This is a genomic window from Mucilaginibacter sp., assembly GCF_028288185.1.
Classification (GTDB): Bacteria; Bacteroidota; Bacteroidia; order Sphingobacteriales; family Sphingobacteriaceae; genus Mucilaginibacter.
Genome location: NZ_JAQBOF010000024.1, coordinates 12710 through 24800, shown reverse-complemented (window position 1 = coordinate 24800; position 12091 = coordinate 12710). Strand labels below are relative to the sequence as shown.

Annotated in this window: 11 protein-coding genes; 10 read left to right on the top strand and 1 reads right to left on the bottom strand. The window is 41.7% G+C overall.

Annotated elements, in window-relative coordinates; translation table 11 throughout:
- Positions 1-6 precede the first annotated feature (6 nt).
- The 10 genes from idi to JWQ34_RS09230 all read left to right on the top strand — a co-directional run bounded on the left by idi (position 7) and on the right by JWQ34_RS09230 (position 10018).
- A complete protein-coding gene (gene idi / locus JWQ34_RS09275) occupies positions 7-534 on the top strand; it encodes an isopentenyl-diphosphate Delta-isomerase (RefSeq protein WP_299356787.1) in 528 nt (175 codons plus the stop codon).
- Between the two features lie 299 nt (positions 535-833).
- Complete coding sequence (locus JWQ34_RS09270; protein WP_367278607.1) at positions 834-1751, top strand: AAA family ATPase; 918 nt, start codon at positions 834-836, stop codon at positions 1749-1751.
- An 88-nt stretch (positions 1752-1839) separates the two neighbouring features.
- A complete protein-coding gene (locus JWQ34_RS09265) occupies positions 1840-2721 on the top strand; it encodes a DUF58 domain-containing protein (RefSeq protein ID WP_299356785.1) in 882 nt (293 codons plus the stop codon).
- A gap of 1 nt (position 2722) precedes the next feature.
- On the top strand, positions 2723-3700 hold the full coding sequence (locus tag JWQ34_RS09260) for a hypothetical protein (protein WP_299356784.1): 978 nt from the start codon (positions 2723-2725) through the stop codon (positions 3698-3700).
- Positions 3687-4691 (top strand): VWA domain-containing protein, encoded by a 1005-nt coding sequence (locus JWQ34_RS09255; RefSeq protein ID WP_299356783.1) that lies wholly within the window; start codon positions 3687-3689, stop codon positions 4689-4691. Before JWQ34_RS09260 ends, JWQ34_RS09255 begins: the two co-directional genes overlap by 14 nt.
- Before the next feature lies 1 nt (position 4692).
- Complete coding sequence (locus JWQ34_RS09250; RefSeq protein WP_299356781.1) at positions 4693-5733, top strand: VWA domain-containing protein; 1041 nt, start codon at positions 4693-4695, stop codon at positions 5731-5733.
- On the top strand, positions 5730-6431 hold the full coding sequence (locus JWQ34_RS09245) for a tetratricopeptide repeat protein (protein ID WP_299356779.1): 702 nt from the start codon (positions 5730-5732) through the stop codon (positions 6429-6431). Before JWQ34_RS09250 ends, JWQ34_RS09245 begins: the two co-directional genes overlap by 4 nt.
- 8 nt (positions 6432-6439) lie before the next feature.
- On the top strand, positions 6440-8227 hold the full coding sequence (locus JWQ34_RS09240) for a BatD family protein (protein ID WP_299356777.1): 1788 nt from the start codon (positions 6440-6442) through the stop codon (positions 8225-8227).
- A complete protein-coding gene (locus JWQ34_RS09235; protein ID WP_299356750.1) occupies positions 8217-8975 on the top strand; it encodes a tetratricopeptide repeat protein in 759 nt (252 codons plus the stop codon). The genes JWQ34_RS09240 and JWQ34_RS09235 overlap by 11 nt, the downstream gene beginning before the upstream one ends.
- A 2-nt stretch (positions 8976-8977) precedes the next feature.
- The gene (locus JWQ34_RS09230; protein WP_299356748.1) at positions 8978-10018 is read left to right on the top strand and encodes a zinc-binding alcohol dehydrogenase family protein; all 1041 of its coding nucleotides are present in this window, start codon (positions 8978-8980) and stop codon (positions 10016-10018) included.
- A gap of 36 nt (positions 10019-10054) precedes the next feature.
- Here JWQ34_RS09230 and JWQ34_RS09225 read toward each other — a convergent pair whose 3' ends face one another.
- Positions 10055-11926, bottom strand: a complete 1872-nt coding sequence (locus JWQ34_RS09225) for a family 20 glycosylhydrolase (RefSeq protein ID WP_299356746.1) — start codon at positions 11924-11926, stop codon at positions 10055-10057.
- Positions 11927-12091: the final 165 nt, after the last annotated feature.

Genomic DNA, 12091 nt, shown 5'->3' with positions numbered 1-12091 from the left:
CAACAATTGAAAAGCGGCTTAATAATAATTGACCAGGACGACCGTGCCATTGGCACTATGGATAAACTAGCCGCGCATAAAGGCGGTATATTACACCGTGCTTTCTCCGTATTTGTTTTTAACAGCCGTGGGCAATTGTTATTACAACAACGGGCTTTAGATAAATACCATTCCGGCGGCAAATGGACCAACACTTGCTGCAGCCATCCCCGCCCCGGCGAGCATACGGAAGCGGCTGCAAATAGAAGACTATTTGAAGAAATGGGTATGGAATGTGAGTTGAATTATCAATTCAAATTTATTTATCGTGCCGAAGTAGATAACGGGCTAATTGAATACGAATGCGATCATGTATTTTTTGCCACCAGCGATGTATTGCCTGTACCAGATGAAACAGAAGTAGCCGGTTATAAATATATGGACATAGATGTATTAGCTGCCGAGCTGCTAGACAACCCCACCCAATATTCGGCCTGGTTACAAATTTGTTTTGAGCGGGTTATGGACCATTACCGGCAAATATTTAAAAACTAAAGAGGCATTCAATTGCTTAAAGAACCTTTTGGTCGGCTTGTTTGTACTACAAATTAGTTTATCGCCTATAATTATCTAATTTTAACATTATTTAACATATTTCTTTGGCAAAAAAGTTATCTGCTATTTAAGTTTGCCTACCAAAAATTAATAAAAGTTTAATGGAAGAATTACAGAGCAATACAACGTCCCCATCAACAGGTGCGGCGACCGGAAGTTCATCGTATACAACAGACATAAGGGCCATCAATGAAATGATACAACAAGAAAGTGCTTTTGTTGATCTGTTAAAACTGGAAATGGATAAAGTGATAGTGGGTCAGAAATATATGGTGGAGCGCCTGCTGATAGGTTTATTAGCCGATGGCCACATACTTTTAGAAGGTGTACCAGGCCTGGCAAAAACTTTAGCTATAAACACGCTGGCAAAAGCTATACAGGCCGATTTTAGCCGGATCCAATTCACCCCCGATCTGTTACCTGCCGATTTGCTGGGCACCATGATCTATAACCAAAAGAAAGAAGAGTTTATAGTTAGACAAGGGCCAATCTTCTCTAACTTTATATTGGCCGATGAGATAAACCGTGCGCCTGCTAAAGTGCAAAGTGCGTTGTTAGAGGCCATGCAGGAAAGACAAGTTACCATTGGTGATAAAACCTTCCCGCTGCCAAACCCTTTCCTGGTATTAGCTACACAAAACCCAATTGAGCAGGAAGGAACCTACCCGCTACCAGAAGCGCAGGTTGACCGTTTTATGCTGAAAGTGGTGATAGGTTATCCAACTAAAGAGGACGAGAAAAAAATTATACGCGCCAATATATCGCCGCAGGGCATGTTAAAACCAAATGCTATTATTAACCCTGCTGATATTATAAGGGCGCGTAAAGTAGTGCGCGAGGTTTACATGGACGAAAAAATTGAGCAATATATTATTGACATTGTTTTTGCCACACGTAATCCTGAACAATATAAACTGGCTGACTATAAAAACCTGATTAGCTTTGGTGCATCACCAAGGGCTAGTATTAACCTGGCACTGGCATCAAAAGCGTATGCTTTTATAAAACGCAGGGGCTATGTTATTCCGGAGGATGTTAGGGCAATTTGCCATGACGTGTTAAGGCATCGTATAGGGCTAACCTACGAGGCCGAAGCCGAAAACATGACCAGCGAGGATATTATAACCGGTATACTTAACGCGGTAGAAGTACCATAAATAAGAGTTAAGAATTAAGAAGCAAGGGTTAAGACGGTATAACGTCAATCTTGGTTCTTAATTCTTAACTCTTGATTCTCCTCAAGAAATGGCAAAGGATACCAAAGAGCTGCTAAAAAAAGTACGGAAGATAGAGATCAAAACCCGCGGGCTGAGCAATCACCTGTTTTCGGGCGAGTACCACTCTGCCTTTAAGGGGCGTGGTATGGCTTTTAGAGAGGTGCGCGAATACCAGATAGGCGATGAAATAAGAACCATAGACTGGAACGTTACCGCTCGCTTTAATCACCCCTACGTAAAGGTTTTTGATGAGGAGCGAGAGCTAACCGTAATGCTATTAATGGATGTGAGCGGGTCTGAAAACTTTGGCACCATTAACCAGCAAAAGCAGGACCTGGCTACTGAGCTTTGCGCGGTACTTGCATTTTCGGCCATACAGAATAATGATAAGGTCGGGGTGATATTTTTTAGCGATAAAATAGAAAAGTTTATTCCGCCTAAAAAAGGGCGTGGGCATATACTGATGATAATTAGGGAGCTGATAGATTTTAAGCCGGAGAATACGGGTACAGATCTGGGCATAGCTTTAAAATACTTTACATCGGTGATCAAGAAAAAATGTACCGCTTTTATTCTGTCAGATTTTATGAGCCCGGCCTTTGAGACGGAACTTAAAATAGCCAATAAAAAGCATGATGTTATTGCTTTGCGGTTATATGATAGGCATGAAGAAGAGTTTCCTGATCTTGGGCTTATCCCCGTCAAGGATGAAGAAACGGGCCAGATAGCATGGGTAAATACCGGCGATAAAAATGTGCGTAACGCCTATAGGGCCGATGCTTTAAGGCGTACCGCCAAGTTAAAAGATGTTTTTAGCCGGTCGGGGGTGGATGCGACTTCTATCGGCACGCACGAAACCTATGTAAAACCATTGATGACCCTGTTTAAAAAACGCGAGCGAAAAAGGTAAGATGAAAAGACAGTTTTTTAATTATATACTTTTATTATTCCTATTTGCTTGCGCGACATTAAATACCAACGCGCAAAGCATACAGGTAGAAGCCAAACTACAGGACTATACCATAAAAATAGGCGATCAAACCAAGCTGTTCCTGGTGGTGCATAAAGGCATTAAAGACCAGGTTAACTTCCCTAAACTGGCCGATACCATTACCGGGAAAATACAGGTGGTTAGCGCTAATAAAGCCGATACCGCCTTCGATCAGAATGACAAAACCAAAGAAACCATTACCCAAAGTTATACCATAACAAGTTTTGATGCCGGTGCATATACCATGCCGCCTTTTGAATTTGGATCGACCGCAGGAGTTATTAAAACCAACGAGCTATCATTACAAGTACAAACCGTAAAGGTTGATACCACCAAAGCTATTTATGATATTAAACAACCGCTGGTAGTAACCTACGGATTTTTGGATTGGTTAAGGGATAATTGGATATGGGTATTAATAGGTTTGATAATCATTGGTTTAATTGTTGGGGTAATTTATTATTTATGGAAACGCCCTAAAGGTCAACCCATCCTCCAAATAACAAAGCCAAGTGTACCTATACATATCATCGCCATAAATAAACTTCAAGAATTACGCGGCAAGAAATTATGGCAGCAGGACGTTAAGCAATACCACAGTGAACTAACAGATATCATCCGCGAATACCTTGAAAAAAGGTATAATGTTAAAACTCAGGAAACCACCACCGATGAGATATTATGGGCGTTAAAGCAACGAGATATCACCGATGAATATCGCAACATACTGCAGCGATTGTTGGTAATGGCCGACCTGGTAAAATTCGCCAAAGAAAAACCAACCCCTGCCGATAACGAAAGAAGCATGGATGATGCGATTGAATTTGTGCTAAAGACACAAGTGGTTGATACGCCAAAACCAATAACTGACGGAGGCAGCATCGATGGAGCTGTTTAAAAGTATTGAATTTGCACAGCCGGGGTTCTTTTGGTTGTTGATCATCATACCGGCTATGATTGGCTGGTATATATGGCGCGCGCAAAAGTTGTACGGACACTTAAATGTATCAGCAATAAAAGGGTTTACCGTACCTAAAAGCAGTATGGCAAACAAGTTTCGCCATTTGGGAATCGTGCTGCGGTCGTTAGCGGTAATATTGTTAGTTGTAGCCCTTGCCCGCCCGCAAACATCATTAAGCTGGCAAAACAGCACTACCGAGGGTATTGATATTGTTATCGCGTCAGATATTTCGGGCAGTATGCTGGCCGAGGATTTTCAGCCTAACCGGTTAGAAGCAGGTAAAAACATCGCCATAGATTTTATTAAGAACCGGCCCGATGACCGCATCGGTCTGGTAATATTCAGCGGTGAAAGTTTTACGCAATGTCCGTTGACTATTGATCATTCGGTATTGATCAACCTATTTAAAGATATTAAAAACGGGATGATAGATGACGGTACCGCCATAGGTATGGGATTGGCTACCGCCGTAAACCGTTTAAAAGACAGCGAGGCAAAAAGCAAGGTAATTATTTTGTTGACCGATGGATCAAATAACACCGGCTCTATCCCACCAATTACCGCTGCCGAAATTGCCAAACAATTTAACATACGGGTATATACCGTAGGTATTGGTACGCATGGTTATGCCCCTTACCCGGTACAAACGCCAATGGGTATTCAATATCAGCGCATAGCGGTTGACGTTGACGAACCTACCCTTACCAAAATTGCCGAAACAACCGGCGGTAAATACTTTAGGGCTACTGATAACGAAAGACTAAAAAGCATTTATGAGCAGATTGACAAGATGGAAAAGGCAAAAATTGATGTAATCCAATACAATAAAAAAACCGAGCTGTTTTTACCGTTCGCCTTATTGGCGTTGTTGTTTTTGGCGTTAGAGTTTGGATTTAAAAACACATTGTTAAAAGGAGCTTTAACCTAGTATGTTACGTTTTGCACATATAGAATATTTATGGGGATTGGCTGCTATCCCGGCTTTCGTGCTGCTTTTTATTTGGGTAGAGCGATGGAAATACAAAGCCATTAAATCTCTGGGCGACAGAAGCATTGTAGACAAGATGGTGCCCGATGTTTCGTTTACTACACCGCGCCTAAAATTTATTTTGTTTTTGCTGGCCTTCGTCTTTTTAATTTTGGGCATAGCCGATCCGCAGATAGGATCAAAAATGGTTGAAGAAAAACACAAAGGTGCCGATTTGATGATCTTACTGGATGTTTCAAACAGTATGCTATCGGGCGATATGGCCCCTAACCGGTTAGAAAATGCCAAACGCGCCATTTCGCAATTAATAGATAACTTGCATGATGACCGTATAGGTATAGTTGTTTTTGCCGGGCAGGCGTATGTACAATTACCGGTAACAACCGACTACTCGGCAGCTAAGCTGTTTTTAAATACCATCAACACCAACATGGTGCCTACTCAAGGGACGGCTATTGGTGCCGCTATTGATATGGGTATGCAGTCGTTTGATTTTAAAGATGGCACAGGCAAAGCCATGATCATTATAACCGATGGAGAAAACCACGAGGATGACGCGGTCGCGGCAGCAAAAAACGCGATTGATAAGGATGTAACTGTACATGTAATTGGTATAGGCTCGGTAGAGGGTGCGCCGATACCTGTTTACCAGGGTAACAAACAAGTAGGTTTCCACACCGATAGCGCCGGACATACCGTAATGAGCAAGCTTAATGAGGATATGTGTAAAGAAATTGCCGCTGCGGGCAATGGAGCTTATGTACGGGCCACCAACTCTAACAGCGGTTTAGGTATAATTAGGAACGAGATTGATAAGATACAACGTAAAACGTATGATGCCAAAAGCTTTAAAGATTTCGAGGATAGGTTTCAATTCTTCCTGGGTTTTGCTTTGATGTGTTTGGTTGTTGAGTTCTTTATCACCAACCGTAAAAGTTTGCGGTTAAGCAGGTTGAAATTATTTGAGGTAAAAAACACATGAAGCAATTAGTTATAATCCTGGTAGTTTTGTTGCAGGGCTTTACACTGTTTGCGCAACAAGAAAAGAGCTTTGTAAAAAAGGGCAATGACCTTTATAAACAGCAAAAATATAAAGAAGCCGAGGCTAACTATCGCAAGGCTGTTGATAAGAAAAATCAAAACCTGGAAGGCAACTTTAATTTAGGCGATGCGCTTTATAAACAAAAACAATTTGATAAAGCCAGCGAACAGTTTAATAAAATAGCCGAATCAACGCCAAATAAAAAGGTATCGGCAGGAGCCTATCATAATTTGGGCAATACTTTATTGGGGAACCAAAAACTGGAAGAAAGTATAGAGGCATATAAAAAATCATTGCTTAATAACCCTAAGGATGAAGAAACCCGTTATAACTTAGCCTACGCGCAGGAGAAGTTAAAAAAACAGCAGCAACAAAATAAGGATAAAAAAGACAATAAGGATAACAAGCAAGATCCGAACAAGAAGAATCAACAGGATAAGAACAAGCAGAATCAGGATAAAAACAAGCCGAAAGATCAGAATAAGAAAGATCAGCAGCAGCCTCAGCCTAATAAGCTATCAAAAGAGGATGCGCAACGTATGCTTGATGCTTTAAACAATAACGAAAAACAAACGCAGGAAAAACTAAAGAACAAAAAGTTGAAGGGCAGCAAAATGCAAATTTCAAAAGATTGGTAATTGGATAAATGAAAGCCAGGTATTACATATTAACTCTTATACTATTTTGGGCAGGGCAGCTTTTTGCGCAGGATGCAAAGTTTACGGCAACTGTTAGCAAGACCACCATAGGTACAGGCGAGCAGTTTGAACTCACCTTTTCTTTAAGCGGCGATGGCGGCAATTTTGTAGCGCCGGACCTGGGTATGTTCCAATTGCTAAGCGGGCCCAATGTATCCAACAGTATGGAGTTTTTTAATGGTAAGGCAACCAGCAGCTCTACTATCAGTTATATTTTGGCACCGATAAGAGAAGGTGCTACTACCATTGGCGCAGCATCAGTTATAGTTAACGGGCGTAAGTTGAGTTCAAACCCTATCCATTTAACTATAGTAAAGGGCAAACCGGTTAGCCGCAGAAGCCAAAATCCTGACGCGGATGGTAATACTAAGGATCTGTCTAAATCCTTGTTTCTTCGCGCTATAATTGATAAGGACAACGTTTACCAGGGGCAGCAGATCACCGTTACCTACCGCATATATACCCGGGTAGATATTCTGCAAAGCCAGGTTAATAAATTCCCTGACCTTACCGGGTTTTGGAACGAGGAGATCAAACCTACCCAGCCAGCCCAGTTCAGGGTCGAAAATTATAAAGGCATAACCTATAATGTGGCCGATGTAAAGCAGATCATACTATTTCCCGAGCATGCGGGCAATATTACCATCGATCCGTTCGAAATGACTTTTTTAACTCGGGTTCAGCAGTCGCCCCGCAATTTTATGGACCAGTTTTTTGGCGGTAACGCCCAGGAAGTAAATTATAAAGCCAAGAGCTTGCCCGTTACCGTCCATGTAAAACCATTGCCAACCACAGGTAAACCCGATAGTTTTGCCGGGGCCGTAGGTAGTTTTAATATTGAAGCATCTATTGATAAAAGCAGGCTTAAAGCAAACGAATCATTAAACTATAAAGTAAAGGTTACCGGTGCCGGCAATATTAAACTGCTAAAAAATTTGAATACCGTTTTCCCGGCTGACTTTGAAAAATATGATCCCAAGATCCAGGATACCGTTAACGAAAGGGTAAGCGGGGTTTCGGGAAGCCGCATTTACAATTATTTACTAATACCAAGGCATCATGGCGATTTTACCATTGATCCTATAAAATTCTCTTACTTTAACCCAAACACGGGCAGGTATGTTAGCTTAACTACCCCATCATTCCCTATAAAAGTTGATAAGGGACTTAATGAAACTAGCGTTACCGCGCTAACAGATGCCGATAAACAGGATATCAGTATCCAGAATAAAGATATCCGCTACATAAAAATCAGCGGTGCCGAATTAAGCAAAGATGGCGAGCAGTTTTATGGTTCATTCACCTACTATCTGTTGCTTTTGTTGGGGCCTGTTTTATGCGTGGCTGCGTTGGTTTATCGTAACCAGGTGCGTAAAAATAACAGTGATCTGGCTATGGTAAAAAGCCGCCGCGCTGGTAAGGTAGCCGCTAAACACTTAGCTATCGCCCAAAAAGAATTACAGGCGCAAAACACCTCCGGCTTTTACGAAGCCGTATTTAAGGGGATGTATGGCTATTTAAGCGACAAGCTAAATATTAACTATGCCGATCTTGATAGAGCAACCATCGCGGCAGCGTTAAAGGCCAAATCATTAAATGAAGGTTTAGTTAGCCAGTTATTAGAGACGCTTGATCTATGCGAAATGGCACGCTACGCACCGGTAACTCATATTTCTGCGCAGGAGGTTTTTGACAAAGCAAAAGGAATTATTAATGCTATTGAAAATGAGATCTGATCAAATTAAAATAACGTTATGCTTTTTTGCAATGCTGTTTTTACCGGTGTTGTGTTTTGCTGATAATACCGGTACTGCCAATAATTATTATGCGAAGGGCCAGTATAAAGAAGCCGCTGTCGGTTACCAAAAGTTGGTGAACGAGGGCTATCAATCGGCAGAGGTTTATTATAATTTAGGTAATGCTTATTATAAATTGGGTAACATAGCCCCTGCAATACTTTATTATGAGAAGGCACACCTGCTTTCGCCGGGCGATGATGATATTAACTTTAATATCCGTTTAGCAAATTCAAAGATCACCGATAAGGTTGATGAAGCCCCTGAGTTTTTTATCTCTAAATGGTGGAACGGGTTTATTTTAAGCTTTTCAGTTAATGCGCTGGGCATAGCTAGTATATTGTTTGTTTTATTGGGGTCGGCGGCGCTGATACTTTACTTTTTTAGTTTTTCTGTCTCTATAAAAAAAGCATCTTTTTATACTTCAATACTATTATTTATACTGGGTGTTGCAACCATTTTAATTACTTTTAGCCAAACCAGCTATTTTGATAACCATAAACAAGCCATTGTTTTTACCAGCACGGTAAACATAAAAAGTGGTCCCAACGATAAACTGGCAACCTTATTTGTATTGCATGAGGGGACCAAGATAAACGTGTTTGAAACCAATAATGGCTGGATAAAATTTAAATTGGCCAACGGTAATGAAGGTTGGATCAAATTATCGGATATTAAAGAGATATAGATTTGAGCGCTTTAAAAATAGAAGGGATGAAAGTACTGGTTTGTAATAAACCGGGCGAACTGGCTTACACAATTAGAGAAATCCCTCAACCTGAGAAGGATCATATCGTACTTAAAATAAAACGTATAGGCATTTGCGGCACAGATCTGCATGCTTTTGACGGTTCACAGCCATTTTTTAGCTATCCCCGCGTATTAGGTCATGAACTTGCTGCCGAAGTTCTAAGCAGTGACGGAGCCGGTGATTTTAAACTGGGAGACATAGTAACCCTTATCCCCTATATTAACTGCGAAACCTGTTTAGCCTGCCGTTCGGGTAAAACAAACTGCTGCACTAATATCCGGGTATTAGGTGTGCATACCGATGGCGGCATGGCAGAATACATTCAGGTACCAACGCGCCTACTGCTACACGCCCAAGGTTTAAGTTTAGATGAACTGGCGTTGGTTGAGCCATTGGCCATCGGTGCGCATGGCGTGCGCCGTGCCGCGATAGAAAAAGATGAATTTGTTTTAGTGATAGGCGCCGGGCCAATTGGATTAGGTGCTATGGAGTTTGCCCGCATTGCCGGTGGCAAAGTGATAGCACTTGATATTAACCCGCAGCGCTTAACTTTTTGCAAAGAAAAACTAAAGGTGGCTCATGCCATCAATGCCCTTACAGATGATGTTACAGCGCGCTTGCAGGAAATTACCGGCGGAGATATGCCCGCCGTTGTTATAGACGCTACAGGCAGCCAAAAAGCTATTAATAACGCGTTTCAATACATGGCGCATGGGGCAAGGTTTGTTTTGATTGGCTTGCAGAAAGGCGATATTAGTTTTAGCCACCCCGAGTTTCATAAAAGAGAAGCGACATTAATGAGCAGCCGCAACGCCACCCGTGCCGATTTTGACAACGTGATATCAGCAATGAAAAACAAATTAGTTGATCCGGCCAATTATATTACACACCGCGTAAAATTTGATCAGGTAGCAGCCGACTTTCAAAGCTGGTTAAACCCCGCAACTATGGTCATAAAGGCCATGGTTGAAGTTGAGTAATTACTGCTTTATTAATAAAGCACTACCGGCTATACATCAATGCACCTCAAATGCGTTATTTTCGGGGTTTATGGCTGATATGCTTACTTTGCTAACTTGCTTCCCATTTTTAAAAGTAGCCGATTTGATGATCGCCGGAGTGTTTGTTTCGAAAGGGGCATTATAAACCGGCGATGTTAAAGCAGGCTCTGACGCATCGGTAGTATAATGTATTTCGGGCCTGGAGCTGTTTGTTGTTAGGGAGATGGTGGCCTTTTTATTTAAAGCATCTATCTTAATATTTTGCCAAACATTGTAAGCGCTTTTTGAATAGTTAATACCCATCGCGTCATAGCGTTTATATTGGCCCTCCATTCGTTCTTTAAAACCTTCCCAGTTTTTTAAACGGGGTTGCGTCCAGGCTACTTCGGCCAGTGCAGCTGCACGTGGCATTAGCATATATTCCACCTTTTCGGCCGAGTGAATAAACTCCGACCAAACATTAGCCTGCACACCTTTAATAAACACCGCCTCATCTGCCGAAAGCGCCGCGGGAACAGGCTCGTACGAGTAAACTTTCTCCAACGTTAACATACCGCCTATAGCAATAGGTTCGTGATAAGGCTCGCCCTGGTAATAATCAAAATACATAAAATTGCTGGGCGTCATTACTACATCATGATGTTGTTTGGCCGCGGCAATACCGCCCTCAATACCGCGCCATGACATCACTGTTGCGTTTGGTGCCAGGCCGCCTTCTAAAATTTCATCCCAACCAATAATTTTTTTATTTTTTGTCTGCAAAAAGTTTTCAATCCTCTTAATAAAATAGCTTTGCAGCTCGTGCTCATCTTTTAAGCCTTCGGCCTTAATCCTCGCCTGGCATTTAGGGCAGGTTTTCCATCTGTCCTTAGGGCATTCATCGCCCCCGATATGAATAATTGGGCTGGGGAAGAGCGCCGCTACCTCGGTCAACACATCCTCCAAAAATTGGAAGGTTTGCTCATTACCGGGGCAGTAAACATCCTTTTGAATGCCCCACTGCAACGGCATTTTAAACGGGCCGCCGGTACATGAAAGCTCCGGATAGGCAACCAATGCCGCTAACGAATGTCCCGGCATTTCAATTTCGGGCACTACGGTTATATAACGATCCTGAGCATAAGCTACTATCTCGCGCACCTGGTCTTGTGTATAATATCCGCCATGCGGGTTATTATCAACCTGGTATGGCGATCTGTCATATTGTGTGCCGGCACGCCAGGCACCTATCTGGGTAAGCTTAAGATATTTTTTTATTTCGATGCGCCAGCCATGATCCTCGGTTAGGTGCCAGTGAAAAGTATTTAACTTATACATGGCCATGTAATCCAAATACTTCTTAATAAAATCAACCGAATAAAAATACCGGCCAACGTCCAACATTGACCCGCGCCATTTAAAACGCGGTTTATCAACTATCTCGGTAGATGGTAAGGAAACAGTTTGTGTATTGCCGGCCTTAACAGGTAATAACTGTTTAAAGGTTTGTAATCCATAAAATATACCCTGCGGCTTATTGCCCCTGATAATAATACCTTCTGAATGTACAGATAACCGATAGCCTTCATCGCCAAGTGTATCTGCAGTGTTGTTTAGTGTTAAAACAATACTGTTAGTCATATTAACGCCTTTGTTTATGCCGATGGCAATTGGATAACCTGTAAGGTTTTTAAGCGCGCCGGCCATTGTTTGGGCAATCTTCTGTAGTTCGGCATTATTGGCATCAACACGTATAATGGTGTGCCTGGAAATAACAAATTTTGGAACAAACGCTTTAACACTTAAAGGGTAAGGCACAATAGAAAGCGGCTGACGCTCCAATGTATTTTGCGCGCTAAGCGAACTGATATTTATTAGCAAGAGTATAAATGATAACAGTTTTTTCATGATATAAATTTAGTGGTTGGCTCGATGTATAAAAATAGGCTTGTTGAAAACGAAGTTAAACGAAATTTTAATTTATCTGATGGGATATATAGCCTATTGGTTTAAATATAATTTGGACTGTTTTATTTAGAAAAGAATATAAATTAGATGATGCGAAAAAGGGCC

What these genes read in the sequence shown, in the direction of transcription:
- JWQ34_RS09245 (WP_299356779.1), top strand. Translation starts at nt 5,730, where the DNA reads ATGAAGCAATTAGTTATAATCCTGGTAGTTTTGTTGCAGGGCTTTACA.
- JWQ34_RS09240 (WP_299356777.1), top strand. Translation starts at nt 6,440, where the DNA reads ATGAAAGCCAGGTATTACATATTAACTCTTATACTATTTTGGGCAGGG.
- JWQ34_RS09225 (WP_299356746.1), bottom strand. Translation starts at nt 11,926, where the DNA reads ATGAAAAAACTGTTATCATTTATACTCTTGCTAATAAATATCAGTTCG.
- JWQ34_RS09270 (WP_367278607.1), top strand. Translation starts at nt 834, where the DNA reads ATGGATAAAGTGATAGTGGGTCAGAAATATATGGTGGAGCGCCTGCTG.
- JWQ34_RS09265 (WP_299356785.1), top strand. Translation starts at nt 1,840, where the DNA reads ATGGCAAAGGATACCAAAGAGCTGCTAAAAAAAGTACGGAAGATAGAG.
- JWQ34_RS09260 (WP_299356784.1), top strand. Translation starts at nt 2,723, where the DNA reads ATGAAAAGACAGTTTTTTAATTATATACTTTTATTATTCCTATTTGCT.
- JWQ34_RS09250 (WP_299356781.1), top strand. Translation starts at nt 4,693, where the DNA reads ATGTTACGTTTTGCACATATAGAATATTTATGGGGATTGGCTGCTATC.
- JWQ34_RS09235 (WP_299356750.1), top strand. Translation starts at nt 8,217, where the DNA reads ATGAGATCTGATCAAATTAAAATAACGTTATGCTTTTTTGCAATGCTG.
- JWQ34_RS09255 (WP_299356783.1), top strand. Translation starts at nt 3,687, where the DNA reads ATGGAGCTGTTTAAAAGTATTGAATTTGCACAGCCGGGGTTCTTTTGG.